The sequence below is a fragment of the Shimia sp. R9_1 genome (assembly GCF_017743775.1).
GTDB lineage: Bacteria > Pseudomonadota > Alphaproteobacteria > Rhodobacterales > Rhodobacteraceae > Shimia.
Genome location: NZ_JAGHRN010000001.1, coordinates 107,684 through 133,511, shown reverse-complemented (window position 1 = coordinate 133,511; position 25,828 = coordinate 107,684). Strand labels below are relative to the sequence as shown.

The following is a 25,828-nucleotide window of genomic DNA, read 5'->3' as shown; positions in this document are numbered from 1 at the left end:
CGTTGCGCGGCTTGTCCAGCAATTTCTCGTGAAGTCGGTATCGCGTCGGTATTGCGGCTGTAACGCGACGGTGGAGAAAATACAGCAACGCCCGCCTTATAAGGGGCGGGCGCAACGTGATTTTTGCAAAGAGCGCGCGGGCGACTCAGCGGATGAGATTTGGCCGGATGCGCAGCTTAGGTGCCGCATTTTGAGGCAGATGCCGGTTCAGGCGGCGGTTCACAATTCCGAAGACCCAGATGATCACCAGAGTCAGGAGGATGAAATAGAGCGCCAGAATGGGGTAGGGCACGAAAGGGTTGTAGGTCTTATCTGCGAAGTAGTTTGCGTAATAGAGCGCATCGCCCTGTTGCCGCCATGCCGGGAAGCCTGAGAAGAACACCAGCGTTGTGGCATGGAACAGAAAGATCGCCTCGTTGGTGTAGGCCGGCCATGCCAGACGCATCATGGTCGGGAACATGATCCGGCGATAGCGATACCAGCCGGTGAAGCCATAGGCGTCTGCCGCCTCCACGTCACCTTTGGGGATCGAGCGCAATGCGCCGTAGAAGATCTCTGCTGAGTAGGCGGAGGTGTTCAGGAACAGCACGATCAGCGCGCCCAGTGCCGCAGAGGACAGCGGGTTGAAGATCGGCGAGAGGCCCTTGAGCGACAGGAACAGGAAGTAGGCAAAGAAGAACTGGATGAACAGCGGGCTGCCGCGGAAGAGGAAGATGAACCACTCCGCCGGTTTGCGGGCCAGTCGGCTGTCAGAGTTCTTGGCCACCGCCAGAAGGTTGGCAAAGAGGAAACCTGTGAGCACGGCCAGAACGCCGTAGTAGACGTTCCAGATCATGCCGGAGCCGATCAGGGTGAAATGCTCACAGAGGGTGAATTCGCTGCGCGGCAGCAGGCGCTCGCCATAGCCCAGAGAGCGGAAGGCATAGGCCTGAATGGTCTCGATACAGCTCATGCGGCGCTCCCTGCTTTGCGTTGGGCTTCGCCATCCAATGTGGCCTGGCCGTGGGAGAGGCGTTTGGTGAGGCGGCCCAGGGCGATTTCAGAGACCCGTGTGAACAGAAGGTAGAAGATCAGGAGCGCGAGGAAATACCACATGCGCCAGTCGCCATGGGGGTAGTCGGTGAAGCGGGCGGTTTTCGACGCGCCCAGATCACGCGCCCAGTAGACGATGTCTTCGACACCGAGCAGGAACAGCAGCGGGGTGGCCTTGATCAGCACCATCCAGAGGTTGGACAGGCCGGGCAGAGCGTAGATCCACATTTGCGGCAGCAGGATGCGCCAGAAGGTTTGGCGCGGGGTCATGCCATAGGCCTCTGCGGTTTCCAGCTGTGGGCGCGGCACGGCGTTCATCGCGCCAAAGAGCACATTGGCGGCAAAAGCACCAAAGACGATCGCAAAGGTGAAGACAGCAACCCAGAAGCCGTAGATCTCATGCACCCATTGCGGGGAGGTGCTGAGCGGCATTTTGGCGATGTCGCAGACCAGGAACTCGTTTCCTTGGCGGATCGGTTCGGACCAGTCCGGGCATTTCACCTTGTGGCGCAGCCATTCGATGCCCTGATCCAGAGCAATCACGAAGAAGAGGAAGAAGGCGATGTCCGGAACGCCACGCACGATGGCGATATAGGCTTTGCCAATCCAGCGCAGCAGGAAGAAGCGCGCGCGGGCAGCCATGGCGCCGCCAAGGCCAAAGGCCAGAGCGGTGGGCGCGGTCACGGCCAGCAGCAGGAGCACGGTGCCAAAAGAGGCGTAAAAGGCCATGTGCTTCCCGGTGGTGAGATAGCAGCTGAGCCAGGGCAGACTGTCTAGGACAGAGGGATCTGAGCAATAGGCAAAAATGGCTGGCCTCATTTGGTTTTTGCGCAGCACAGGCTAAAATCAGCCTCGGCGCCGGATTGGAAAAGGGGGGCAAGCCGCCCCCCTTCGTGTTTGTGGATCAGCGAAGGGCTTAGAATTTGCCTTCGATTTCCCATTTGTCGAGCATCGCGTTGAGCGTGCCGTCTGCCTTCATGGAGGCGATGGCCGCGTCAAACTTGCCGCGCAGCTCGTCATCAGACTCACGGAACGCCATGCCGATGCCGCCGCCGAGGTAGACGTCTTCGATGAAGGTCAGCTCGGTTTCAGCCACAAAAGGTGCCAGGAAGTCTTTGTCGGCCATCACGGCGTCGACTTCGCCTGCGTTCACAGCGGCGATGGTTTCGTCAGGTGTGTTGAATTCCACAAGCGTTGCACCAGTGGTGGCCACATGATCGGACTGAATGGTGCCGGTTTGGGCCGCAACAACAGCGGATTTCACATCTACGTCCGCAGAGAGAGCGGCGTAGGCGGAAGGCGACGGACGCGTGTAGCCCTGTGTGAAGTCCATGGTTTCTTCGCGCTCATCGGTGATGGACATGCCCGCGATGATGGCGTCGTAGTTGCCGGACTGCAGGTTCGGGATGATGCTATCCCAATCGTTGGTGACCCATTCACAGGTCAGCTCGGCACGTGCGCAGAGCTCGTCGCCCAGCTCACGCTCAAAACCGTCCACTTCACCAGAATCGTTGATGAAGTTGTATGGAGGGTAGGCGCCCTCGGTGCCGAGACGAACGGTGTCCGCCATGGCGAAACCTGCGGTCAACGCCAGTGCGGCGGTGCTCAGGATCAGTTTGTTCATAGTGTTGCTCCCTATGGTTGGTAAATTATGTGACGGTTGATGACAGGAACTGTTTCAACCGTTCTGATTTTGGATTGCCGAAAAGTTCATCCGGCGCACCTTCTTCTTCGATCAGGCCTTGATGCAAAAACACAACGTGATCAGAAACATCACGTGCCATCTTCATGTCGTGCGTCACGATCATCATAGTGCGGCCTTCTTCAGCCAGCGCCTTGATCACGCGCACCACTTCCTGTTCAAGCTCGGGATCAAGCGCCGATGTGGGCTCGTCAAACAGCAGCGCCTCAGGCTCCATCGCGAGTGCGCGGGCAATTGCGGCACGTTGCTGCTGGCCGCCTGAAAGCTGTGCGGGGTAGGCATCGTGTTTGTCGGCAATGCCCACCTTGTTGAGATACATATGGGCGGCTTCCTCAATCTCGTCGCGGTCGCGACCCAGCACGGTGATGGGCGCTTCCATCACGTTTTGCAGGATGGTCATGTGGGACCAGAGATTGAACTGCTGAAACACCATCGACAGGTTGGTGCGGATACGCAGCACCTGTTTGGGGTCGGCAGGCTGGCGCGCATGGCCATTGCCTTTCCAACTGACGGGTTCGCCTTTGAACAGGATGTCGCCCTGCTGGCTGTGCTCCAGAAGGTTGGCGCAGCGCAGGATGGTGGATTTGCCGGAGCCGGACGAGCCGATCAGAGACACCACGTCGCCGCGATGGGCGGTGATATCCACGCCTTTGATCACTTCGAGATTGGCGTAGGCTTTGTGCAGGTCGCGGATTTGCAGAACGGGCGTGGCTTCGCTCACAGTGTCCCCATCAGTATCGGGTTGATCTTGGTGCCCCAATAGGGATGAAAATTTACCTAATTGCAACTTTCAAAAGGGCGGTTGAGACGCCAAGGCTGACGTTTTGATCCCCCCAAATGACCAAATGGTCAGGGTTCGGGCGGATTTGGCACAGCCTCATAAGCGCTTTGGGGCATGTCCACCAGCCCCTTGAGGATCAATTCTGACCGCTCAGTGGGCGAAAGCGCTGTTATTGCTGCACTTAAGGCGGCCCGGATGGGCGCGGGATCGCGGTAAATTGCGGAGATATAGGGCAAAGCAGGCGTCGGCGCGGTGCGCTCTATCTCGACAAGATCACGGGCAAAGCCATCGTGATGTTGCATCAACATCCAGCTCACCACATCCAGAGCGGCAAAATCTGCGCTGCCTTCGGCCACCAATTGTGCGGAGCGGCGATGCGCACCGCTTTGAACACGCGGGCCGATTCGCAGGTTGCGGCTGTGAAAATGGCGCCAGGGCGCGGCCCAGCCCGATTGCGACAGCGGCTCGTTATAGGCCATGGTTGCCCCCTCAAGCGCCGCAAGGGGCTGGTCTGCCTGTGCAGCCGGATGGGATTTATGAACCACAATCACCGAATAATAGTGTCCGGCAGGCAGGTCCGGCAGACCATGGTCCGGCGCGCCGACCAGAGCGACTTTGCCAAGTAGCCGCGTGCGAAAGGGAAAGCCGCAGGTCTGGGCAAGCAACAGATCGGGGCTTTGCCAGAGCGCCCAGAGATCTTCAGGGGTGCTGCGCCGCGATGGCCCATCGCCATAGGCCTGCACAAAGAGGTGGCACAGCCGATCATGGGCCGCCGCGGTTTCCGGGCGGTCATACATCGGCAGGACAACACTCATCCCCGTGCGATCACACGTTGGCGGGCGCGGGCGCTTTCCACATCTGAGATGCCCAAGAGATTGGCCGCCAGCCGCAGCAGCGCGTCTTCGCGGCTGTCGCGCTCGCCATCGACCATCACCACCTGCCACATGGCCTCAATCACAGAGACCCGTTCTTCCAGTGGCACGGCGTCTTTGATGGCGCGGGTGAAGCGCACCGTGTCCGGGGCCTCGGACTCCAGCGTCTCGGCTTCTTTGCGCAACGAGGTGGCCTCAAACGGGGACAGGCCGTAGCGGCCGGCGATGATGCGCTCAATGCGCGCGGCCTCATCCGGATCATAGCTGCCGTCTGCGCGGGCAATGCGCACCAACAGCGCGCTCAGCGCCAGTCGGGCATCCATATCGGACAGGGGCTCAGGGGCGGGCGCCGTCAGGCGTTTCAGAAAATCTGCAAACATAGGCGAAGATGTAAGACCGTGCGGCGGGGGCGGCAAGTTCTGTTTCTCATTCGTCAAATATCCTGGGGTGGCCACCGCTTGCGGTGGCAGGGGCAAAGCCCCTGACCGGTCTGCGCCCCAAAATCCCGTTTGCAGTTTTCTCTGCATGCACTAGCGTGCCTGCCACTGTCTTTCAGCTGTCCCTCATGAGCCCAATACCATGGCCCGCCTGTCTCTGATCCTGTCTCTCATCGCGACGCTCTGCGTCGGCTTTGTGGTGCAACGCGTGGCGCTGGGGCTGTTTTTGTCAGAGGAGCTTGAAAAATCTGAAGGGCAGCTTTCGCTTTACCGCAGCACGGTTGTGGCGGAGCTGGAGCGGCACAGCCACCTGACCCATGTGCTGGCGCAGGACAGTTTTGTTTTGGACGCTTTGGCAGGTGAAGACACCGGCGCGCTCAATGCCCGGCTTGCGGATTTTGCCAGCAAGGCGGGCTTGGATGCGATTTATCTGATGGATGCCACGGGCGGCACCATCTCTGCCTCAAACCACAATACGCCGCGCTCCTTTGTTGGGCAAAGCTATGCGTTTCGGCCCTATTTTCAGGAGGCTTTGTCCGGCGGGCAGGGGCGGTTTTATGCGATTGGCACCACCACGGGGGAGCCGGGGTATTTCATAGCCGATCCGGTGCAGGGGTCTTCGGTGCTGGGTTCAGACGCGCAGGTGTCTGGTGTCATTGCGCTGAAGAAGAGCTTTGGCGATCTGGAAGAAAGCTGGGCCAATGCCGGGGAGCAGGTGATCCTTGCCAATCGGGACGGGGTTGTCCTTCTGGCGTCTGATCCGTCGTGGCGCTATCGCGCGCTGTCGCCTTTGAGCGCGGCACAGAAGGCTGAGATCGTCGCGGCGCGGCAGTTCCCCGGACAGGCGCTGGATCCGTTGGACTGGGTGCCGAAGGGCGAAAATCAGGCGGATATCGCGGGTGAGCTGCGGCTGCATCTGGTGGCACAGGATCTGCCGGATGGCTGGGAGCTGCATTATTTCGCCAGTGATGACCGGGCGGTGGCGCGGGCCTGGTTGGCGACGGCTGTGGTGGTTTTGCTGGCGGGATCGGCTTTGGTCCTGTTTCAGGTGCAGCGCGCGCGGCGGATCGGGCGGGCGCTTAGGCGGGCGGAGCAGGAGGAGGCGCAGCTGCGTCAGGCCAATGCGTTGCTGGCGGTGGAGATTTCAGAGCGCAAAGCCGCGCAGACCCAGCTTCAGGCGGCGCAAAAGGAGCTGTCACAAGCCAGCCGTCTGGCGGCACTGGGGCAGCTTTCCGCCTCTGTGACCCATGAGCTGGGGCAGCCGATTGCCGCCATGCGCAACCATCTCGCGGCGGCGGAGCTGAACCCGAAAGGGGCCGCGGGGCTGGGTGCGGATCTGGGCGGATTGGTGGCGCGCATGGAGGGCATCACACGGCAGCTCAAGTTCTTTGCCACCAGCGGCAAAGAAGGGTTTGAGGTGTTTGCGCTGCAATCTGCGATGGAGGCGGCGCTGACCCTTGTGGCCCCCAATCTGGAGGCGGGAGAGGTCACGGTCGCGCGGGATCTGGCAGAGGCGCCGATTTTGGTGCGCGGCAACCGGCTGCGGATTGAGCAGGTGATGACCAACATCCTGCGCAATGCCTGTGACGCCATGGAAGAGGAACCGCAGGCGGCGGTGCTGACAGTGCGGCTGTGGCAGGAGGACGGATTTGCGGTGTTTGAGGTCACAGACACGGGGCATGGGTTGGCGGCGGCGAACTTGCAGGATTTACAGGAACCTTTTGTTACCACAAGAGAAAGTGGGCGCGGCATGGGGCTTGGTCTGGCCATTTCCGCCACCATCGTGAAAGATCACGGTGGCCGGATGGAAGCGGAAGACCGCGTGCGCAAGGATGCCCCAGAGCACAGCGGTGGCGCGGTGTTTCGGGTGTCTCTGCCGCTTGCCGGGGCAGGCACCGGACTGACGGAAAGGGGCCCGCTTGCGGCGCAATGAAGGAGAGGCGCAGATGAACGACAGGCCGACATACAGCCTGCTGATTGTGGATGATGACAAGGCGATGCGGCATTCGCTGCTGGCCTTGATGGAGGCGGCGGGCTGGCAGGCTGAAGCGGTGGCGCGCGGCGAAAAGGCTTTGGAGCGGCTGGCAACATTTGCGCCGGATGTGATCCTTTCAGATGTGCGTATGCCGGGGATGACCGGGATGGAGCTGCTGGCCGCGCTGGATACCGAATTGTCCCCACCTTTGGTTCTGATTTCCGCCCATGGGGATATTCCCATGGCGGTGGAGGCGATGCAGGCCGGTGCCTACAGCTTTGTGGAGAAGCCTTATGAGCCGCGCCGTCTGCTGACCATTCTGACCCATGCGGCCGAACAGAGCCGGATGCGGGCCAGTAACCAGCGGCTCAAGGCGCGGCTTTATGAGTTGTCGGGACTGGATCGGGTGCTTTTGGGGCAAACGCAGGCCGTGGCCAATCTGCGCGAAGAGGTGCTGGACCTTGCGCCCATGGAGGGCGCGGTGCTGATCCAGGGCGAGACGGGGACCGGCAAGGAATTGGTGGCGCGGGCGCTGCATGATTTGGGGCCGCGCGCCGAGCAGCCGTTTCTCGCCATCAACTGCGCGGCGCTGAGCTCTGAGCGTTTTGAAGCGGAGATGTTTGGCACTGCTGAGGGCGGCAAAGGCCGTCTGCAGGCGGCGACCGGCGGGACGCTGTTTCTGGATGAGATCGGGGCCTGCCCACCCGCCGTTCAGGCAAAACTGCTGCGGGTGATCGAAGATCAGCAGGTGTTCCCCGTGGGGGCGGCCACGCCGGATGCGGTGGATCTGCGGATCATTTCAGCCACCAATGAAGACGTGGAACAAGCCGTTTCTGATGGCCGGCTTCGGCAGGATTTGCTGTTTCGGATCAATACCTTCGTGATGCAACTTCCACCGCTGCGTCAGCGGCGGGACGATGTGACCCTGCTGGCGGCGCATTTCCTTGATGACTATGCAAGGGTGCATGAGATCGTTGCGCCGGAGCTGGATCATGAGGATGTGGCCACGCTGATGGCGCATGACTGGCCGGGCAATGTGCGCGAGTTGCGCAACGTCTGTGCGCGCCGTGTGATGCAGGCGCGTCGGGGCGGGGGCACCATGGCGGCTGCCTTGACCCAGACGGGCGGGCTTGAGGATGTGCCGGAAACCCTGCGGGAGGCCGTTGCCGCCTTTGAGCGGGAGCTGATCGGCAAGGCCATCAAGGGGCATGAGGGCCGGATGGACGCCGCTGCGGAGGCGCTGGGAATCGGGCGGCGGACGCTGAACGAAAAGATTGTGAAGCTGGGTCTGAAGAAAGAGGCGCTGCTTTGACGGTATGAGCGCAAGGGCGCACAGCCTGAAAGTTTGCTGCGACGGATGCGCGCAATCTGGTGTTGAATGCGCGGCTTAAGGCGCTGAAACCTCAAAGAAATTGATGATTTTCTTGCCCTGCGGAAATCCGCAGGGCTGACGTCGTGTCCTGCGCAAAATCCTTCATTGGCAATCTGATGCGCGTTGCGGCATGCTTTGGACATAAGCACTTACGCAATCGGGAGGAAATCATGCGTAAATTGATGAGCCGGACCGCCGTGGCGGCCCTGTCTATGGCCTTTGTCACCGAAGCAATGGCCACCGAGTGGAATGTCTCTGTCTGGGGCAAGCGCCGCGCTTTCACCGAGCATGTTGAGAAGCTGGCGGAGCTGGTGAGCGAAAAAACCGGCGGCGAGTTCACTATGAACATCAGCTATGGCGGTCTGTCCAAGAACCGTGAAAACCTCGATGGGATCTCCATCGGCGCGTTTGAAATGGCGCAGTTCTGTGCGGGCTATCACCGTGACAAGAACCGTGTGATCACCGTTCTGGAGCTGCCGTTCCTTGGCGTGGCGAACCTGCAGGAAGAGATGGCGGTGTCTGCGGCTGTTTACGGCCACCCGGCCGCAGCGGAAGAGATGGAGCAGTGGAACGCGAAGCTGCTGATGACCTCGCCTATGCCGCAGTACAACCTTGTGGGCACCGGCGATCCACGCGACTCGCTGGCCGACTTTGACGGCATGCGTGTGCGTGCCACCGGCGGGCTGGGCAAAGCCTTTGAAGCCGTGGGCGGCGTGCCGACTTCTGTGACCGCGACCGAAGCCTATCAGGCGATGGAAAGCGGCGTGGTGGACACCGTGGCCTTTGCGCAGCACGCGCACCTGTCTTTCGGCACCATCAACCAAGCGGATTGGTGGACAGCCAACCTGAACCCCGGCACCGTGAACTGCCCGGTTGTGGTGAACATCGACGCCTATGAAGATCTGTCTGATGAGCATCGCGCGGCGCTGGACAGCTCTGTTCAGGAATCGCTGGATCACTATGTGGCGAACTACGGCACGCTTCTGGAGAAGTGGGACAGCGTTCTGGCAGAGAAGGGCGTGGCCAAGGTTGAGATCGACGATGCTGTGATCGCGGAGTTCCGCGCCAAAGCAGCAGACCCGATCCGTGATGCCTGGATCAAGGACATGGAAGCGCAGGGTATTCCTGGTCAAGAGCTCTATGATCTGGTTGTGAAAACTCTCGAAGATCATCGCGCAACCAACTGATAAAAATAATTAAAATTGCGGCCTCGGTGAGTTCCGGGGCCGTTTTGTATCTGACGTGTGTCAGGTAGAAGGGGGAAGGATATGGCCGGTGCCTCTGCCGTGCTTGAAGACAACAGTGTGCTCAGCAGACTGGATCGTCACCTGCTCAAGCTGGAACAGTTTTTTGCATTGCTGAGCGGCCTGGCCGTGTTCAGCCTGATGTTTTTGGCCGCCTATTCGGTGGGCGGGCGCAAGTTCTTTGCGTCGCCGCTGTCGGGATATGTGGATTATATCGAGGCGCTGATGCCGCTGATTGCGGTGATGGGGATCGCCTATGTGCAGCGTGATGGCAGCCACATCCGGATGGATATGGTGATTGGCAAACTCAAGGGCCGGGCGCTCTGGGGGGCGGAGCTGCTGTCTGTGATCCTGATCCTTGGGTTGATGATTGCCCTGACCATGGGCAGCTGGGCGCATTTTGAGCGCTCGTTTGATTGCGCGCGGCCGCTGTGTTCGCGCGACAGCTCGATTGATATTGGCCTGCCGATCTGGCCCTCAAAGCTGATTGTGCCGGGGGCATTTTCGGTGATGTGCCTGCGGCTGGCGCTGCAGGTCTGGGGCTATGGGCGCGCGTTTTTGCTGAACCTGCCAAGCCCGGTGGCGGTGCCGCTGGTGCAGTCGATCGAAGAACAGGCCCGTGCAGAGGTCGATCAGCTTGGGGATGCTGACAATGGATAACATTACGATTGGCCTGTGGGTCACGGGCGGGATGCTCCTGCTTGTGGTGCTGGGGATGCGGGTGGCCTTTGCGGCTGCGCTGGCTGGCTTTGTCGGGATCGTCTGGATTTTCTGGGCCAAGTCCGGCTATGCGCCGGAAAAACTGCTCTATTGGAATGAGCGTCGGGAGATCTGGGACGGGGCGTTGGGCAAATCCATCGCGATTGCCGGATCGGTGCCGCATTCCAAAGTGTCCTCACAGGCGCTGAGCCTCATTCCGACCTTTATTCTGATTGGCTATCTGGCCTATTACGCCAAGCTGACCACGGCGCTGTTTGATGCGGCCAAGAAGTGGATCGCCTGGGTGCCGGGTGGGCTGGCGGTGTCGACCGTGTTTGCGACCGCAGGCTTTGCGGCGGTGTCCGGGGCGTCGGTGGCGACAGCGGCGGTGTTTGCGCGGATTGCGATCCCGGAGATGCTCAAGGTGGGTTACAACAAGCAGTTCGCTGCGGGCGTTGTGGCGGCGGGGGGCACTTTGGCCTCGCTGATCCCGCCCTCTGCGATCCTTGTGATCTATGCGATCATTGTGGAGCAGGATGTGGGCAAGCTGTTGCTGGCGGGCTTTATCCCTGGTGCGTTCTCCGCATTGGTCTATGGTGCGATGATTGTGGGCATTGCCATGATTTTCAAAACCGTCGGCCCGCCGGTGAGTGGCTTCACTTGGCGTGAGCGATTTGCCGCGCTGCCGCCGGCTTTGCCGATTGTGGCGGTGGTGGTGATCATCATCTTCTTTGTCTACAACCCCTTTGGCGATGCCTGGGGCACACCGACAGAGGGCGGGGCCGTGGGGGCGTTTATCGTCTTCCTGCTGGCGCTGGTGCGCGGGATGCGCTGGCCGGAGCTGAAGTCTGCGCTTTTGGATACGGCCAAGCTGACGGTGATGATTTTCACCATCATCTGGGGGGTGCTGATCTATGTGCGCTTCCTCGGGTTTGCGGATCTGCCGGGGGCGTTTTCGGATTGGATCACAAGTCTTGAGATGTCGCCGTGGCTGATCTTGATCTGCATTCTGCTGGCCTATGCGGTGCTCGGCATGTTCATGGACGCGATTGGTATGCTGCTGCTGACATTGCCGGTAGTGTACCCTGCGGTGATGGCGCTGAACGGCGGTGAGGCCGTGGCGGCGGCGGACAGCACCTTTGGCATGAGCGGCACGATGTGTGCGATCTGGTTTGGCATTTTGGTGGTGAAAATGGCGGAATTCTGTCTGATCACCCCGCCGATTGGCCTCAACTGCTTTGTGGTGGCCGGGGTGCGCGATGATCTGTCTGTGCAGGATGTGTTCAAAGGTGTGACGCCGTTCTTCATCGCAGATGCCGTGACCATCGCGCTGTTGGTGGCCTTCCCGTCGATTGTGCTCTGGTTGCCAAGTTTGGCCTAACTCAGCCTGGCCTGAGTGCAGATATCCGGCCTGAGCTGCCGGGCCGGATATAAACAACAGAAAGGGCGTCGATCACATGAAGATCGGCGCCCTAAAATTTTAAGACCATTTGATTTAATTTAGATCACCCGACAGGGCTGTCTTCGGGTTTGATGCCGAGCATTGCCTCGATTTCATGCAGGCTGGCGTCTTCTTCGGGTGCGTGTTCGCCGTCAGCTTCGATCACCGAGACGAGCTTTTGCACCACTTCCAGACGATGCGGATAATCCACGGTTTCGCGGATCAGGGTGGCAAAGTCTGGTGTGCCGGGGGCGGCGTGTTCGAGCTTTTCGCAGGTGGCGCGCAGTTTGGCGGCCTCAATCGGGTTCAGATCGAAGGACGCGGCAAGGATCTTGTCGATCGCGCCGATTTCTTCCACGTCATAGTGGTTGTCTGATTTGGCCACCCGCACCAGCAACGCGCCAAGAGCGAGCTTCTCGTCAGGTTCGGGCAGAGGCGGGGTGTCTGGTGTTCCACGCAGGCGGTGGAGAAGCTGGTCCCAGATCATCCGTCGTAGCCCTCCACAATGACAATGTCGCCGGTGCTCACCGGGTCGCGCAGGGATTTGGCGTATTGGTAGTCTTCTGAGTGATAACAGGCCAGCGCCGCCTCATAGGAGGGAAACTCAATCACCACATTGCGGCTGCGTGCGCTGCCTTCGGGGTTTTCAAACTGCCCGCCGCGGATCAGGAAACGCGCGCCGTGATCCGCGAAGGGTTTGGCATTGGCCTCGATGTATTTCTTATAGCCTTCGGGGTCATCCACATCGACGCGCCCGATCCAATATCCTTTGGCCATTCTGCCCTCCCTGATCGCGGTATTTCTGAAGGTGAGCGTGCCAAGCGCGCACGGGAATGGCAAGTCAGGTTTGCATCAAATACCTGCGGGTTGTTTGCGCAAATACCGCCAGAGACGGCCATCCAGCACCAGAAGCCCCAGTGCCAGCAGGGCAAAGCCCGCAAATGCGCGTGGGTGCAGGGTTTCTCCCAGAAACAGGGTGCCAAGTAGGATCGCAAACGGCGGCACAAGCAGTGTGACCAGAAGCAGGTTGCCACTGCCTGCGGTGGCAAGCAGGCGGTAGTAGAGCAAATAGGCCGCAGCGGTGCCCAGAGCCGCACCATAGGCGATAGAGGCCCAGGTGGGTGCGAAGAGCGACAGGGTGATCGGACCTTCGACAAAATGCGCCAGCGGCAGCGACATCAGCGCAGAGCAGGTGAGCATGCCAGCGGCGGCCACTGTGGGTGAGCATCCGGCGAGATGTTTGCGCCCCCAGATACTCGCCAATCCATAAGACAGTGTGGCCAGAAGGGCGGCAATCTGCGCAATGGAACGGTGATCAAAATTGGTAAGGTGGGTTAGGCCAATAGCTGTGGCCACGCCGAGAAAACCAATAAAGACCCCAAGCGCCTTGGGGAGAGTGAGTGGTTCGTCCGGCAGAAAAAAGGCTGCGAGCAATACGCCGAAAAAGGCTGTCGCTGCGTTGAAAATCGACGTTAATCCACTTTCGATGGTGAGCTGGGCAAAGTTCAACAGGCTGAAAGGGATCAGATTGTTGAGCAGCCCCATGATGAGAAACGCCCCCCAAAGCCGCATGCTTTTGGGAACAGGCATTCCACGCAACAGGACAAGTGCCCAGAGAAACAACGCGGCCCACAAGGTCCGGTGCGCCACCAGTGTGATGGGACCGATCTCATAAAGGGCAATGCGGTTGGTGAAGAGAACGCCGCCCCAAAGTGCCGCGAGCAGGAACAGTTCGGCCCAAGATCGGGCAGAGAGCGTTTTTTGAACAGTGGTCGTCATGGGCGCACCTTACTGTGGGTACGTATGCACTGCACTCCGAAAGTTGCGCAAAAGAAAAGCCCCGCCGGAGGGCGGGGCTTTGTATTTGTAAGTCCGACTGATGGTATCAGAAGTGGTAGCCGATACGAATGCCTGCAACCACGGCCGAGTTGTCGTTAAACTGCAGGTCTGGTGCCGCGCCACTTTGCACCTGAACGTTCTGATCGCCGGGAATGACATACTCAAGACCACCAGAGAAAACCCAGTTTTTGTTGGTGTCGTATGTCGCCGCAATACCGATGCTCTTAGAACCGGTTGTCGGTGCCAGTGCCGTTGTGGACGGGCGTGTGCCAGAGCTTTCATAGCCAGCGACAAGCGCTAGGGACAAAGAGTCGTTGATCTGACGACCGACACCAAGACGATAGGTGTAGGTGTCATCCGCGAAGTTCACCCACTCGATGTCACCGGCAAGGCCGGAAGTTGTGAGGTTGAAACCTTCCCAGCCGACCCAGCGAACAGAACCGAACAGCAGGGTTTTGGGCGCGATGCCGGTTTGGAAATCCAAGTTCACACTTTCAGGGAATTCCACGGTGAAGTCCGTTGCTCTGGACGGTGCAAGTGTGCCTGCGCCGATAAGCTGTTCGATGTCGCCGTCAAAACCCACGTCGATGGCGGATGCGTATGTTAGTGCGACCCGCAACGCGATCTCTGGCTTTTCATAGGCAACACCCAGAACGCCACCCCAGTCGTAGTCGCTGTCTGCGTTAAGACGTCCGTCGCCGGACTCGATGATGCCGTTCACTGAGAGCGCGCGTGCACCACCGTGGATGCTAAACCCGTTGCCAAGATTGTATTGGGCCAAGAAAGTCAACGCGCGGCTGTCGATATCGGCCTGAGCATCAAAGGGTAGCGCTCCACCACTGCCCGCGTTGCTGAAAGGGCCGTCAGCGTAAAGCACATGCGCACCAAACGGCTGATCTGCAATGATGGCAGCTGACCATTTTTCGTTGAATTCGTGCTTGTAGCCGAAAGACAACTGATTGAAGCTTTGAGCAACATTATTTGCGTTGCCAAATGCGCCAGCAACCGCAGGTGTGCCAGTTACGTTTGGATTGATCCGGGCGAAGGTGAATTGTGCGTAGTCTCCCTCTTCGAACAGGATGTTGACGCCTTGTCCGGAACGGTCGATGCCGCCAGCGTAAGATGCTCCTCCAACCATCGCGAGTGCGGTGGCTCCCATAAGCATTTTTTTCATAAGATAGATGTCCCGTTTAGTCCCTGAGTTATTTTATTACTTGAGCAAAGCTATTCGCGCAGCTTTGCCCAAGTCAACTTAGCCAATTGGATAAAACTTCATTACTTTGCGTCACCTCGTCGCAGTAGTACTGCGGATCTGCGACAGTATGTTTAAGTAATTGCCCGCAAAAATTATGGTAGCCCCGACCAGAACCCATATGTCCAGTGGTTCACCATATAGTGTCATTCCTACAACAGCTATCAGCGGCAGCCGGATGAAGTCGATTGGCATGACTGCGGCGGCAGGGGCGAGGCTAAGCGCGGTGGTCAGGCAGAAGTGCGCAACCAGCCCGGCGCAGCTGATCAGGATGATCCAGGGGAGACTCTCCCATGACGGGAGTGCGATGTCGCCATCAAAGCCCGCAAACAGCAGGCCAAGACCCGCTTGCATGACCGTCAGATAAAACAGAATGCAGGTGATGGTTTCCGTGCGTGTGAGCTTACGGGTGAAGATCGCTGAAAGCGCGAAGCCGATGGCTGCGGTGGCGGCGGCGATCTGGCCTATGTCGACGGATTGCGGGGTCGGGCGTGCGACAATCAGAATGCCGATGAAGCCGATCAGCGCTGCCAAAAGACCGATGGGACGCAGGCGTTCTCCGAGCAGAAGCGGAGAGAGCAGAATGGCCCAGATGGGGGAGGTGAACTCCAGTGCAAAAACCTGTGCCAGGGGGATGGCGGTGATGGCGAAGAACCAGAGGTTTTGCCCGGCGAAATGGCTGATGTTGCGGATCAGATGCAGACCAAGATTGCGGCTGGTGACCTCTCGCAGGGTGCCCGCCATGGTTGCAACACCGACCACAAGAACGATGCCGATGAAGCTGCGGTACATCATGATCTCGAAGGTGTCGAGTTCCAGTGAGACGGCGCGACCGGCGATGGCCATGGAGGTGAAAGAGAGGATGGCGCCGCTCATCCAGATGGCGGCTTTGAGGGTGTCGTTCACGCGGGCACCTCGGTGATTTGGTAGTGGCGTGGGATGCCGGCGGTCACCGTGGCCCAGTCAGAGGCGCTTGCGCGGGCCTGATGGGCGTCAAAGGCGGCCTTATCCACGAAGAGTTCCAAGACAGTGTAGCGACCCGCAATGGCGGGATCTTGGGTTACTTCAAAGGACAGGCAACCCGGTTCTGCGCGGGTGAGCGCGATGTGTGCGGGCAATGCTGCTGCGACGGCCTCTTGGCGGTCTGAAGGGACATCAATGTGGCCGGTGAGGCGGATCATTGGGGCGGTCATAGGGGGCTCATTCCGCGATGGTACAGCAGCCGTGGGTCAGCTGTTCGTTGGTGAGAAGCACAAAAGAAAGCGGGAACTCTCCGCCTGAGGCTGCGCAGGCCGCTTCCTGCACAATGATGGTGGCCTGCGTGCCGGTGATGCTCAGTGCCCAAGCAGAGGGGAAGCCGTGGTGATCTTGCTTGAGTTTGACCGCGACCCCCTGGATGCGGCTGTCATCTCTGCCCCAGATTTGCACGGAGGGGCCTGCAATGCCGAGGAACATGTCGCCGGTCGTCCCTTCACAGGCCATTGGCGCGTTCTGCGCCATAGCGGTGAATGGGCAGAGCAAAGCGCTGGCGACAATTGCGGTTGTTAACTTCATAACCGTTCCTCCCTGCGAAGTTGTTGCGCAGCTTGGGCGGACATGGAAGTGGAAACTTGGTGAGGGCAAAAGAAAACGCCGCCCCGGGTAGGAGCGGCGTAGGCTATTGAAGACATGAGGCGGCGTGCCTCACTCCCACTCAATTGTGCCCGGAGGCTTCGACGTGATGTCGTAGGTGCAGCGGTTGATGCCTTTGACCTCGTTGATGATCCGTGTGGCGGTTTCGCCGAGGAACTCGTGGGTGAAAGGGTAGTAGTCCGCTGTCATGCCGTCCACCGAGGTCACTGCGCGCAGGGCACAGGCGTAGTCGTAGGTGCGGCCGTCGCCCATCACGCCAACGGTGCGCACTGGTAGGATGGCCACAAAGGCCTGCCAGATGTCATCATAGAGACCGTGCTTGCGGATCTGGTCGATATAGACCGCATCGGCCTCGCGCAGGATGTCGAGTTTTTCGCGGGTGATTTCGCCGGGGCAGCGGATGGCGAGGCCCGGCCCGGGGAAGGGGTGGCGGCCAATGAAGCTTTGCGGCAGGCCAAGTTCGCGGCCCAGAGCGCGGACTTCGTCTTTGAAGAGCTCGCGCAGCGGCTCCACCAGTTTTAGGCCCATTTTCTCTGGTAGGCCGCCCACATTGTGGTGGCTCTTGATGGTCACAGAAGGACCGCCGGAGAAGCTGACGCTTTCGATCACATCAGGATAGAGCGTGCCCTGAGCCAGGAACTCGGCGCCGTCGATGGTGTCGGCGTGTTTCTGGAACACGTCGATGAAGAGCTTGCCGATGATCTTGCGCTTGGTTTCCGGATCGGACTGGCCGTCGAGTTCACCAAGGAAGAGCTCCTGCTCGTCGGCGTGGATGAGCTGCATGTTGTAGTTGTCACGGAACATGGTGACAACTTCCTCGGCCTCGCCCTTGCGCAGCAGGCCGTGGTCGACAAACACACAGGTGAGCTGATCGCCGATGGCTTCGTGGATCAGGACCGCAGCAACGGAGCTGTCCACACCGCCGGACAGGCCACAGATGACTTTCTTGTCGCCAACCTGTGCGCGGATCGCCTCGATCATTTGCTCGCGGTAGGCGCCCATGGTCCAGTCGCCGGAGAAGCCAGCGATTTTCACGAAGTTCTCATAGAGTTTCGCGCCATTGGGTGTGTGGTGCACTTCGGGGTGGAACTGCACCGCGTAGAAATGGCGAGAGGTGTCCGCTGTGATCGCAAAAGGCGCGTTGGGCGAGGTGCCATAGACCTCAAAGCCCGGAGCGATTTCGCTCACGTGGTCGCCGTGGCTCATCCAGACCTGTTCGTCGCCTTCGGCAAACCAGCCATCCAGAATGTCGAGCTTGTTTTGCGGGGTCACATAGGCGCGGCCAAATTCGGCGGTGCCATGGCCGCTTTCCACTTTGCCGCCCAGCTGGGTCATCATGGTCTGCTGACCGTAGCAGATGCCAAGGATCGGCACGCCGTAGTCAAAGATCTCCTGTGGCGCGCGGGGGGAGCCTTCGCGGGTCACGCTGTCTGGGCCACCGGAGAAGATCACGGCCTTGGGCGCAAAGCTGCGCACGAAGTCCATATCGACGTTCTGGTAGGGATGGATTTCGCAATAGACATTGAGCTCGCGCAGGCGGCGGGCGATCAGCTGTGTCACCTGGCTGCCGAAGTCAATAATGAGGAGGCGGTCATGAGAAATATCGGACATGTGCGCCGCATAGGCTATGGCGGCGTTTCGCGCAAGTCCCTGTGCGCGTTGTCGCGCAGCCGGAGGGTCAGGGGCTGTGTGTTTTTGCATCTGTCTGCCCGTCTTTTGGCTTGCGTTACGTCTGTGCCTCGTGCTTCAACTCGAAAAACGTATATTGAAGGTATATACATGAGCGAGATGATTGATGCTGGGCTATTTGATGCCGCGCTGTTTGATGGCACCTTGCGTGTGGCTGCGCTGAATCTTGCGCTGGCGGTGTTCTGTGGGGCGCTGATCGGATCGGAGCGTCAGGTGCGCCAGCGTATGGCGGGTTTGCGCACCAATGCGTTGGTGGCGCTGGGGGCAGCGAGTTATGTGGTGTTTTCATCGCTCTTTCCTGATGAGGTAAGCCCGACCCGTGTGGCGGCGCAGGTTGTCTCTGGCATCGGTTTTCTGGGGGCAGGCATCATTTTTCGCCAAGGATTCACGGTGCATGGCCTCAACACCGCCGCGACGCTTTGGTGCTCGGCGGCAGTGGGCTTGATGGCAGGGGCAGGGGCACCGGCCTTTGCGGCATTGGCCACGGGGCTGGTGGTTTTTGTAAACCTCGGCCTGCGCCCATTGGTGAAATGGCTGAAGCGTAAGACCCGCGCCGGGGTGCCGCTCAATCAGGAATATGAGGTGCAGATCCAATATGCCACCCAAAACGACCGGCATGTGCGGGCCTTAGCGCTGAAGGCGCTGACGCAGATGGGCGTGATCGTTACGGAAATGGCGCGCAGTGACAGCGGCGGGGAGACCGCTGTGCTGGATGTGTTATTGACCATCGAGGAGCGCAGCAATTCGGAGGTCAGCACATTGCTGCGCCCGCTGATGCTGGATGAGCGGATTACCAAAGTGGCCTGGGAGGCGGGTGATGGAAATTAGGGGACTGGGCTGAGGATGCCGGGTTAAGATGGCAGGGGTTCAGCGCGCCAATCACAACCAAATTCGGGGCATCATGTCGCATTTTTGCGTCAAAGGCCGTTAATCAGCCGCTTGCGGGGGCGGGCACGGGCTACAAAAATGGAGACAGACCAAAAGCCTGTGAGGATGAGACATGGCAGAAGCAGCGACACGGCGGCGTGGACGTGGGGGCGGCGGAGCCGCACGGCGCGCAGAGCGTACCGGCGTAAAAATCGAAACCGCAAAGTTCATTGAGCGCAATATTCCGCTGTTTGAAGTGCTGAATGAAGAAGCGCTTCAGATCATTGAAACCAATGCTGACATCCTTCTTGAAGAAGTGGGCGTTAACTTTGTGAACAACAAAGCGGCGCTGGACATCTGGAAAGAAGCAGGCGCGGATGTGGATTACGACGCCGAGCGCGTGCGCATTCCACGCGGCATGGCGCGCGAGCTGTGCAAGACAGCGCCGTCCCGCATCACCCAACACGCACGCAACCCAGAGAAATCCGTCGAAATCGGTGGCAACACGCTGGTGTGTGCGCCGGTTTACGGCCCTCCCTTCGTGCGTGATGCAGAAGGCGGCCGTCGCTATGCGACCATGGCGGATTTTGAGAAATTCGTGAAGCTGGGCTATATGTCCAAGTGGCTGCACCACTCCGGCGGCACCGTATGTGAGCCAACCGATGTGGCGGTGAACAAGCGTCACCTCGACATGCTGCTGGCGCATATGACCCTGAGCGACAAGCCGTTCATGGGCTCTGTGACCGAGCCAAGCCGGGCGCAGGACAGCGTTGAAATGTGCGAAATCCTCTTTGGTAAGGAGTTTGTACAGGAAAACACCGTGATGACCTCGCTCATCAACATCAACTCCCCGATGACGTTTGACGACATCATGATGGGCGCGCTGGAAGTTTACGCAAAGAACAACCAGGCCTGCATCATTTCGCCGTTCATCGTGGGTGGTGCTATGGCACCTGTAAGCGTGGTTGGCACGCTGACGCAGGTTCTGGCCGAAGTGATGGCCGGTATCGCGTTCAGCCAGCTGATCCGCAAAGGGGCGCCGGTGATCTTCGGAGCCTTTGTGACCTCGATCGACATGAACTCCGGTGCGCCGACCTTCGGTACGCCTGAAGCCAGCCAGATCCTCTCTGGTGCGGGCCAGCTGGCGCGCCGTCTGGGCCTGCCGTTCCGCTCCGGTGGTGGTCTTTGTGGCTCCAAACTGCCTGACGCGCAGGCGGCCTATGAAACCGCACACACCCACAATGCGGCGCTGACCGGTGGTGTGAACTTCATGCTGCACAGCTGTGGTTGGCTGGAAGGTGGTCTGGTGTCGAGCTTTGAGAAGTTCGTGATGGACGCAGACCAGCTCGGCACCCTGCACAAGATGGCTGAAGGCGTGGCCTATGACGAGAACGCCCAAGCCATGGACGCGGTGCGCGAAGTGGGGCCGGGTGGTCACTATCTCGGCTGTGCCCACACGCAGGCAAACTTCAAATCCGCTTTCTGGCGCTCTGAGCTGCTGGACTACAAGCCGTTTGAAACCTGGGCCGATGAAGGGTCGCGCGACACCCAAGCGCTGGCCTCGGCGCGTGTGGAAGAGCTGCTGGGGGCCTATCAGCAACCGGCGCTTGATCCGGAGATCGAAGCCAAGCTGCGCGCCTATGTGGCCGAGAAGAAAGCCTCCATGCCGGACGCTTTTGTCTAAGATGTGTTAATTTTGGCGGGAGGCCTGCAACAACTGGGCCTCCCCCATCATGGCGATCAGCAGGTCGACATGTTCGATCAGGGAATAGGACGCGGCGCCGGTTTTCCTGGCTTCATTCAGGGCGCTTTCCAGCGCGATCAGGCGAGTGAGAGCCTCGCTGTGACGCGGATGCTCCCCACTTCCAAACAATCGTCTAAGATGTTGGTCTCGCACGTATTCTGTGCAACCGGCCCGTGCGGCGCGGATCAAAAGGCGTGGGCGGCGCAGCTCTGACAACCGGCGTAAAACATCCTGCATAGAATCAACCTTTCTCTGTGAATGCAGGCAGCAGATCACACCCTTTTCGGGTGTTGCGCGTGTTGGGAAACAGCGTGCGGGCGCGCATGTTGTCGTTCACGATTTGGAAACAATCCTAGCCAAGGGACGGTCGTCCAGCGCGACCTGCACGGCGTACTCAGGCTGTGTAAAACTGTTGGATAAGGCCGTGGATAACAACGGCAGGCAGTGTGACGTAAGTGACTTGGTAAGGAGAGTAAGAATGCCGAAAGATCAATTGATCCCCGAATTTCCGGATTGGGTGCCCAACAGTGTGGCGCGCTATGTGGCGCATACGGAACAGGGGGTCTCTATTCGGGCGCTGGCACGGCGGGATGGCTGCCATGCGTCCACCGTGCTGCGGCAGATCCGCAAACTGGAGACCATGCGGGAAGATCCGCTGGTGGATGCGGCCTTGGCGCGGCTGCGTGACGATCAGAAAAGCGGGATCGCCTCGCCTTTGCTGGCGGCGGATGCAGATGGGCAGGATCTGCCCGAGGAAGCGGTTCTGCGGCGCGAAGGGATGCGGGTGCTGCGGCGGTTGTGCGAGACCGGGGCGGTGCTGGCGGTGGCCAGTGACATGGAGAACGCTGTGGTGGTGCGTGACGGGGGCACGCGCACGGCGGTTGTCACGCGCCAGATCGCGCAGGCCATGGCGCTGAAAGACTGGATCTGTGCCACGCAGGTGGGGCGCATTTCGCGCTATGCCATCACACCGGCCGGGCGGGCGGCCCTTCGGGAGATGCTGGCAGAAGCAGAAAACTCGGCGCAGGGGTTTCTGGAGGCGCAGAGCGCCTTTGAGGGCGGTCTCTCGCGGTTTGGATCACGGCGCATTCACCATGGGGGGCGGGCGCGGCAGGTGCGGTTCAACCTGACGGAAAGCCCGCTGACTGCGCTGGCGCGGCGGCGCGGCAAAGACGGGGCGCGGTTTTTAAGCGAGGATCTGGTGGCCGCTGGGGAGCGGCTGCGGGAGGATTTTGAACTGGCGCAGATGGGGCCACGGGCGGGGCAGAATTGGGAGCGGTTTTTGAGCGGGCCGAGAGGGGCCAGCTATCAACCGGACGGGGATGTGGGGCACGGATCAGAGAGCGCGCGCCAACGTGTGGTGGATGCGCTGGGGGATTTGGGTGTCGGGCTGGGCGACATCGCGCTGCGCTGCTGCTGTTATCTGGAAGGGTTGGAGGCTGCGGAGAAGCGGTTGGGCTGGTCGGCCCGATCCGGCAAGATCGTGCTGCGGATCGCCCTGATGCGGCTCAGGGATTTCTATCAGGCCCACAAAGGCGGCGCGGGCGACTACATCGGCTAGCTGCCCGGGGAGAGACGCGGCAAGAGAGCGGCAAAAGAAAAGGGTCGGCGCGCCTGGCACCGACCCTCTGATTTGCCTCTGGCAAAGCGTTTACGCGGCAGTTTCCACGTTGGCTGCTTCCAGATACTTCAGCAGGTTTTCCGGAGCGCTCTCGCCATACGGGTCTTCGCCGTGGTTGTCTTCGAGACCTGGCTCTTCAAACCATGCCTCAACAACACCGTTGTTGATGATGGCAGCGTAGCGCCAGGAGCGCAGGCCGAAGCCGAGGTTGTCTTTGCGCACCAGCATGCCAACTTTGCGGGTGAATTCGCCGGAACCGTCAGGGATCACGTCGACGTTTTTCACGCCCTGAGCTTCGGCCCATTTGTTCATCACAAAGCTGTCGTTGACGGACATGCAGTAGATGTTGTCGATGCCGAGTTCCTGGAATTTGGCGAAGTTCTCTTCAAAACCAGGCAGTTGGTAGGTGGAGCAGGTCGGGGTGAACGCACCAGGAAGGGAGAACAGGATGACGCGCTTGCCTTTGAAGTAGTCATCGCTGGACATGTCCTGCCAGCGGAACGGGTTTGGGCCACCTACGGCTTCGTCACGCACGCGGGTTTTGAAGACAACATTGGGGACTTTTATGCCAACTTGCATCGATGTTTTCCTTAACAGATGTTTGATTTTCCGTGATCTATAATGATTCCAAATTGGGGTGCAATGCTGCAGTTGCGTAAGAGTCTATTGTTCTCCGAAATTAACCAAATAGTTGTGCATTCCGGCGTCAAATGCATAGCTGTCATGCACTTCTGGTAGTGGCTGCCAGATTGACATATGTTACATTCTGCAAACCCAGACGGTCGGGAGGACCCAGAATTGCGTGATCTGAAGCTGCCAGAGCAGCGCCACCCTGAGAAGGCGCACCGCAAGGACAATGCTCAGCCCAAAAAGCCCAAGTGGATTCGTGTGAAGGCGCCAACCGGCGAAGGCTATAACGCGACCAAGAAGATCATGCGGGAGAACAAGCTTGTCACCGTGTGTGAGGAAGCGGGTTGCCCGAATGCCGGGGAATGCTGGAGCCAGGGCCACGCCACCATGATGATCATGGGCGAGATTTGTACCCGCGGCTGTACCTTCTGCAACATTGCGACCGGCAAGCCTGACGGGCTGGATGCCTTTGAGCCGGGCCGGGTGGCCATGGCGGTGCAGAAGCTGGGGCTGAACCACGTGGTGATCACCTCGGTGGACCGTGATGATCTGGATGACGGCGGGGCGGAGCATTTTGCCCAGACGATCCGCGCGGTGCGGCATCGCTCGCCCAAGACCACCATTGAAATTCTGACGCCGGACTTCCTGAAAGCCAAGCCGGGTGCACTGGAAACCGTCGTGGAAGCCAAGCCGGATGTGTTCAACCACAATCTGGAAACCGTGCCGGGCCTCTATCTGGAGGTGCGTCCGGGCGCACGTTACTTCCACTCCCTGCGTTTGCTGCAGCGGGTGAAAGAGCTCGATCCGTCGATCTTCACCAAATCCGGCATCATGGTCGGGCTGGGCGAGAAGGAGCCAGAGGTCAAACAGGTGATGGATGACATGCGCGCCGCGGATGTCGATTTCCTGACCATTGGCCAATATCTGCAGCCAACACCCAAGCACCACGGTGTGGATCGCTTTGTGACCCCTGAGGAATTTGCAAGCTATGAGAAAGCCGCTTATGGCAAAGGCTTCCTGATGGTTTCGGCCACGCCGCTGACGCGCTCGTCTTACCACGCGGGGGATGATTTTGCCCGCCTGCGCGATGCGCGTGAGGCACAGCTGGCGAAAGTCTGAGCACAGGTAAGCAAGGGAGAGGGGGCTTTGCCCCCATCGCGTCAAAGCTGCGATTCCCCCAAGGATATTTAGGGCAAGAGGAAAGGCGCCGCGATCTGTCGGGCGCCTTTTGTTATTGGTCAGGGTGTTATTGCGGTAGGTGGATGTTGAAACGGGCGCGGATGGCCTGATCCAGCTCCGGGTCAAACCGCGCGGAAGCGGTGGTGGCGAGGATCTCCTCTTTGCGCTTGCGGGCGGTTTCGATCAGGTCCGGTTTGCCCACCTCAGACCATTCCTTGGGTGAGGTCCGGTCGCCAAAGGTTGGATAGACATGGTCTTTCTGCATACGCGACAGGGTGGCGTCTGTGCCCAGATAATGGCCGGGGCCACCCAGACAAACTTCGCGGATCTGCTCCAGCGCGAGGGTTTCCTCATCGACCTCAATGCCGCGCACACAGCGCAGGGCCTGACCGATCAGATCATCGCCCAAGATCAGGCTTTCATGGCAGAAGCCCAAAAGCGAGGCATGCATGCCAGCGGCCTCATAGACCATATTGAGGCCGGAGAGACCGGCCATGACATTGGAGCACATCTGTTCCCAGCCCGCCTGCATGTCGGGCAGTTTGGAATCGCTGGCCCCGGCCGCCGCGCCGCCGGGCAGGCCGTAGAATTTATGCATCTGAGCGCAGCCTGCTGAGAGCAGGGCCTGCTCGCCGGAGCCAACCGTCATGGCGCCGCTGCGCAGATCAAGGCCAAAGGGCCAAGTGCCAAAGATCGCCGGGTGGCCCGGCGCCAGCGCGTTGACATAGACGATGCCCGCGAGGCATTCCGCCGTGGCCTGCACAATGGCGCCCGCTACGGTGGACGGCGCGGTGGCCCCTGCCATGCCGGCAGAGAGCAGCAGCACAGGCATGCCGCCGCGAATGCAGGCTTCCATGACCTCGCAGCTTTCGGTGGCGAACTTCATCGGCGGCACCACAAAGCAGTTGGTGTTGCTGACAAAGGGGCGTGCCCGCCAGGCGTCTTCGCCGCCCGCGATCATATGCAGAAGCTCCAGCCCGTCGGCGACATAATCAGGCTCGGTGAAGTTGACACCGATGTGTTTCTTGGTGCCCGCACAGCAGGCGTAGATGGTGTTGTAGTCCAGCTCGCGGTTGTCGGTCACATCGCGCGCCACCATGGGGCGCTGCAGGAAGTGGATGTTTTCCAGCTGTTCGGCGATGCGGGCGGCGTCGTGCAGATCCTGCAGGGTGCTGTCGCGGTACTCTTTGCCGTCGATGTCGACCATATGCACAGCGGCACCGGCGGTGCCAAAATGCACGCGGTTGCCGGAGAGCTGGAGATCATATTGCGGGTCGCGGCCGCGCAAAGAGATGTCTTTACAAGCCTTTGCGAGCATGTCTTCGACCAAGGCGCGGGGGAAGCGCAAGCGGCCATCCTCGCCCAAAATTGCGCCCGCGGCGGTCATGATGTCGATGCCGCTTTGCGGGGCGTCCGCGAGACCGATCTGCTCAAGTGCATCCAGCGCGGTTTCGTGGATGCGCTGCATGTCGCGCTCAGTGAGCGGTTTGTACTGGCCGCCTTCCATACCGGGGCGAATGGGACGGATGTCTTGTGTCAGCGGTGCTGCGCGGGAAGCGCGACGGGCGGCGCGACCGCCGGACCGGCGGGGAGATGGTGCATTCATGTGTGGGTCTGTCCTGTAAGTGTTGTGAGAAAGTGCTTTCTGACAACGTCTTACGGGCGACCCCGTGCCGCGCGGCCGCGTTCGGCCCCGATGGTGCGGCTCACCAGTTTGATTTTGCTGCGCACGCCTTGCATTGGCTCCTCCCAATACAAGGCAGTTTGTGAGGCCAAAATCGTCGCGTCCCGTCCAAAAGCGACATTTGTCGCGAACAGGC

Annotated in this window: 26 protein-coding genes; 9 read left to right on the top strand and 17 right to left on the bottom strand. The window is 59.9% G+C overall.

Going from position 1 to position 25,828, the window contains the following annotated elements; all coding sequences use genetic code 11:
* Positions 1 to 145: 145 nt before the first annotated feature.
* The 6 genes from J7399_RS00615 to J7399_RS00590 form a co-directional block, all read right to left on the bottom strand.
* The gene (locus J7399_RS00615; protein ID WP_209060492.1) at positions 146 to 952 is read right to left on the bottom strand and encodes an ABC transporter permease subunit; all 807 of its coding nucleotides are present in this window, start codon (positions 950 to 952) and stop codon (positions 146 to 148) included.
* Positions 949 to 1,839, bottom strand: a complete 891-nt coding sequence (locus tag J7399_RS00610) for an ABC transporter permease subunit (RefSeq protein WP_209061992.1) — start codon at positions 1,837 to 1,839, stop codon at positions 949 to 951. The genes J7399_RS00615 and J7399_RS00610 overlap by 4 nt, the downstream gene beginning before the upstream one ends.
* A 109-nt stretch (positions 1,840 to 1,948) precedes the next feature.
* Positions 1,949 to 2,656, bottom strand: a complete 708-nt coding sequence (locus J7399_RS00605) for a transporter substrate-binding domain-containing protein (protein ID WP_209060491.1) — start codon at positions 2,654 to 2,656, stop codon at positions 1,949 to 1,951.
* Between the two features lie 25 nt (positions 2,657 to 2,681).
* A complete protein-coding gene (locus J7399_RS00600; protein WP_209060488.1) occupies positions 2,682 to 3,455 on the bottom strand; it encodes an ATP-binding cassette domain-containing protein in 774 nt (257 codons plus the stop codon).
* A gap of 128 nt (positions 3,456 to 3,583) precedes the next feature.
* Positions 3,584 to 4,330 carry a PhnD/SsuA/transferrin family substrate-binding protein gene (locus tag J7399_RS00595; protein WP_209083556.1) on the bottom strand — a complete coding sequence of 249 codons (747 nt, stop codon included), beginning with the start codon at positions 4,328 to 4,330 and terminating at the stop codon, positions 3,584 to 3,586.
* On the bottom strand, positions 4,327 to 4,767 hold the full coding sequence (locus J7399_RS00590) for a TerB family tellurite resistance protein (protein ID WP_209083555.1): 441 nt from the start codon (positions 4,765 to 4,767) through the stop codon (positions 4,327 to 4,329). The genes J7399_RS00595 and J7399_RS00590 overlap by 4 nt, the downstream gene beginning before the upstream one ends.
* 199 nt (positions 4,768 to 4,966) lie before the next feature.
* Between J7399_RS00590 and J7399_RS00585 the strand changes: the two genes are divergently transcribed.
* From J7399_RS00585 to J7399_RS00565, 5 genes are all read left to right on the top strand, one after another.
* Complete coding sequence (locus J7399_RS00585) at positions 4,967 to 6,757, top strand: ATP-binding protein (protein ID WP_209083554.1); 1,791 nt, start codon at positions 4,967 to 4,969, stop codon at positions 6,755 to 6,757.
* 13 nt (positions 6,758 to 6,770) lie between these two features.
* The gene (locus J7399_RS00580) at positions 6,771 to 8,111 is read left to right on the top strand and encodes a sigma-54 dependent transcriptional regulator (RefSeq protein ID WP_209083553.1); all 1,341 of its coding nucleotides are present in this window, start codon (positions 6,771 to 6,773) and stop codon (positions 8,109 to 8,111) included.
* Between the two features lie 230 nt (positions 8,112 to 8,341).
* Positions 8,342 to 9,358, top strand: a complete 1,017-nt coding sequence (locus J7399_RS00575) for a C4-dicarboxylate TRAP transporter substrate-binding protein (protein ID WP_209083552.1) — start codon at positions 8,342 to 8,344, stop codon at positions 9,356 to 9,358.
* 81 nt (positions 9,359 to 9,439) lie between these two features.
* Positions 9,440 to 10,075: a TRAP transporter small permease gene (locus J7399_RS00570; RefSeq protein WP_209083551.1), complete on the top strand. Its 636-nt coding sequence runs from the start codon at positions 9,440 to 9,442 to the stop codon at positions 10,073 to 10,075.
* On the top strand, positions 10,068 to 11,495 hold the full coding sequence (locus J7399_RS00565) for a TRAP transporter large permease (RefSeq protein WP_209083550.1): 1,428 nt from the start codon (positions 10,068 to 10,070) through the stop codon (positions 11,493 to 11,495). Before J7399_RS00570 ends, J7399_RS00565 begins: the two co-directional genes overlap by 8 nt.
* Before the next feature lie 124 nt (positions 11,496 to 11,619).
* Here J7399_RS00565 and J7399_RS00560 read toward each other — a convergent pair whose 3' ends face one another.
* From J7399_RS00560 to guaA, 8 genes are all read right to left on the bottom strand, one after another.
* Positions 11,620 to 12,042, bottom strand: coding sequence for a TerB family tellurite resistance protein (locus J7399_RS00560; protein WP_209060476.1), 423 nt, complete (start codon positions 12,040 to 12,042; stop codon positions 11,620 to 11,622).
* Positions 12,039 to 12,332, bottom strand: coding sequence for a DUF1330 domain-containing protein (locus J7399_RS00555; protein WP_209060475.1), 294 nt, complete (start codon positions 12,330 to 12,332; stop codon positions 12,039 to 12,041). Before J7399_RS00555 ends, J7399_RS00560 begins: the two co-directional genes overlap by 4 nt.
* A gap of 75 nt (positions 12,333 to 12,407) precedes the next feature.
* Positions 12,408 to 13,334: a DMT family transporter gene (locus J7399_RS00550; protein WP_209083549.1), complete on the bottom strand. Its 927-nt coding sequence runs from the start codon at positions 13,332 to 13,334 to the stop codon at positions 12,408 to 12,410.
* Between the two features lie 106 nt (positions 13,335 to 13,440).
* Entirely contained in the window at positions 13,441 to 14,568 is a 1,128-nt protein-coding gene (locus J7399_RS00545) for an outer membrane protein transport protein (protein WP_209078202.1), read from the bottom strand.
* 111 nt (positions 14,569 to 14,679) lie between these two features.
* The gene (locus tag J7399_RS00540) at positions 14,680 to 15,552 is read right to left on the bottom strand and encodes a DMT family transporter (RefSeq protein ID WP_209083548.1); all 873 of its coding nucleotides are present in this window, start codon (positions 15,550 to 15,552) and stop codon (positions 14,680 to 14,682) included.
* Positions 15,549 to 15,839 carry a putative quinol monooxygenase gene (locus J7399_RS00535; protein ID WP_247742684.1) on the bottom strand — a complete coding sequence of 97 codons (291 nt, stop codon included), beginning with the start codon at positions 15,837 to 15,839 and terminating at the stop codon, positions 15,549 to 15,551. Before J7399_RS00535 ends, J7399_RS00540 begins: the two co-directional genes overlap by 4 nt.
* A 7-nt stretch (positions 15,840 to 15,846) precedes the next feature.
* Positions 15,847 to 16,200: a hypothetical protein gene (locus J7399_RS00530; RefSeq protein WP_209083546.1), complete on the bottom strand. Its 354-nt coding sequence runs from the start codon at positions 16,198 to 16,200 to the stop codon at positions 15,847 to 15,849.
* 129 nt (positions 16,201 to 16,329) lie between these two features.
* Complete coding sequence (gene guaA, locus J7399_RS00525) at positions 16,330 to 17,889, bottom strand: glutamine-hydrolyzing GMP synthase (RefSeq protein ID WP_209083544.1); 1,560 nt, start codon at positions 17,887 to 17,889, stop codon at positions 16,330 to 16,332.
* 168 nt (positions 17,890 to 18,057) lie between these two features.
* Here guaA and J7399_RS00520 point away from each other — a divergent pair, with 168 nt between their 5' ends.
* Positions 18,058 to 18,795: an MgtC/SapB family protein gene (locus tag J7399_RS00520; protein ID WP_247742683.1), complete on the top strand. Its 738-nt coding sequence runs from the start codon at positions 18,058 to 18,060 to the stop codon at positions 18,793 to 18,795.
* A gap of 172 nt (positions 18,796 to 18,967) precedes the next feature.
* Positions 18,968 to 20,518 carry a trimethylamine methyltransferase family protein gene (locus tag J7399_RS00515; protein ID WP_209078207.1) on the top strand — a complete coding sequence of 517 codons (1,551 nt, stop codon included), beginning with the start codon at positions 18,968 to 18,970 and terminating at the stop codon, positions 20,516 to 20,518.
* Positions 20,519 to 20,524: 6 nt separating this feature from the next.
* Here the strand turns inward: J7399_RS00515 and J7399_RS00510 are convergent, their stop codons facing one another.
* Positions 20,525 to 20,815, bottom strand: a complete 291-nt coding sequence (locus J7399_RS00510; RefSeq protein WP_209083542.1) for a DUF6477 family protein — start codon at positions 20,813 to 20,815, stop codon at positions 20,525 to 20,527.
* Between the two features lie 241 nt (positions 20,816 to 21,056).
* On the opposite strand from J7399_RS00510, the gene J7399_RS00505 reads away from it, so the two are divergent.
* Positions 21,057 to 22,139, top strand: a complete 1,083-nt coding sequence (locus J7399_RS00505; RefSeq protein ID WP_209083541.1) for a DUF6456 domain-containing protein — start codon at positions 21,057 to 21,059, stop codon at positions 22,137 to 22,139.
* Positions 22,140 to 22,229: 90 nt separating this feature from the next.
* On the opposite strand, the gene J7399_RS00500 is transcribed toward J7399_RS00505, so the two are convergent.
* A complete protein-coding gene (locus J7399_RS00500) occupies positions 22,230 to 22,778 on the bottom strand; it encodes a peroxiredoxin (RefSeq protein WP_209083540.1) in 549 nt (182 codons plus the stop codon).
* Between the two features lie 219 nt (positions 22,779 to 22,997).
* Here J7399_RS00500 and lipA point away from each other — a divergent pair, with 219 nt between their 5' ends.
* Positions 22,998 to 23,948 carry a lipoyl synthase gene (lipA, locus tag J7399_RS00495; protein ID WP_209083539.1) on the top strand — a complete coding sequence of 317 codons (951 nt, stop codon included), beginning with the start codon at positions 22,998 to 23,000 and terminating at the stop codon, positions 23,946 to 23,948.
* 127 nt (positions 23,949 to 24,075) lie between these two features.
* Here lipA and J7399_RS00490 read toward each other — a convergent pair whose 3' ends face one another.
* On the bottom strand, positions 24,076 to 25,614 hold the full coding sequence (locus J7399_RS00490; protein WP_209083538.1) for a trimethylamine methyltransferase family protein: 1,539 nt from the start codon (positions 25,612 to 25,614) through the stop codon (positions 24,076 to 24,078).
* Positions 25,615 to 25,828: the final 214 nt, after the last annotated feature.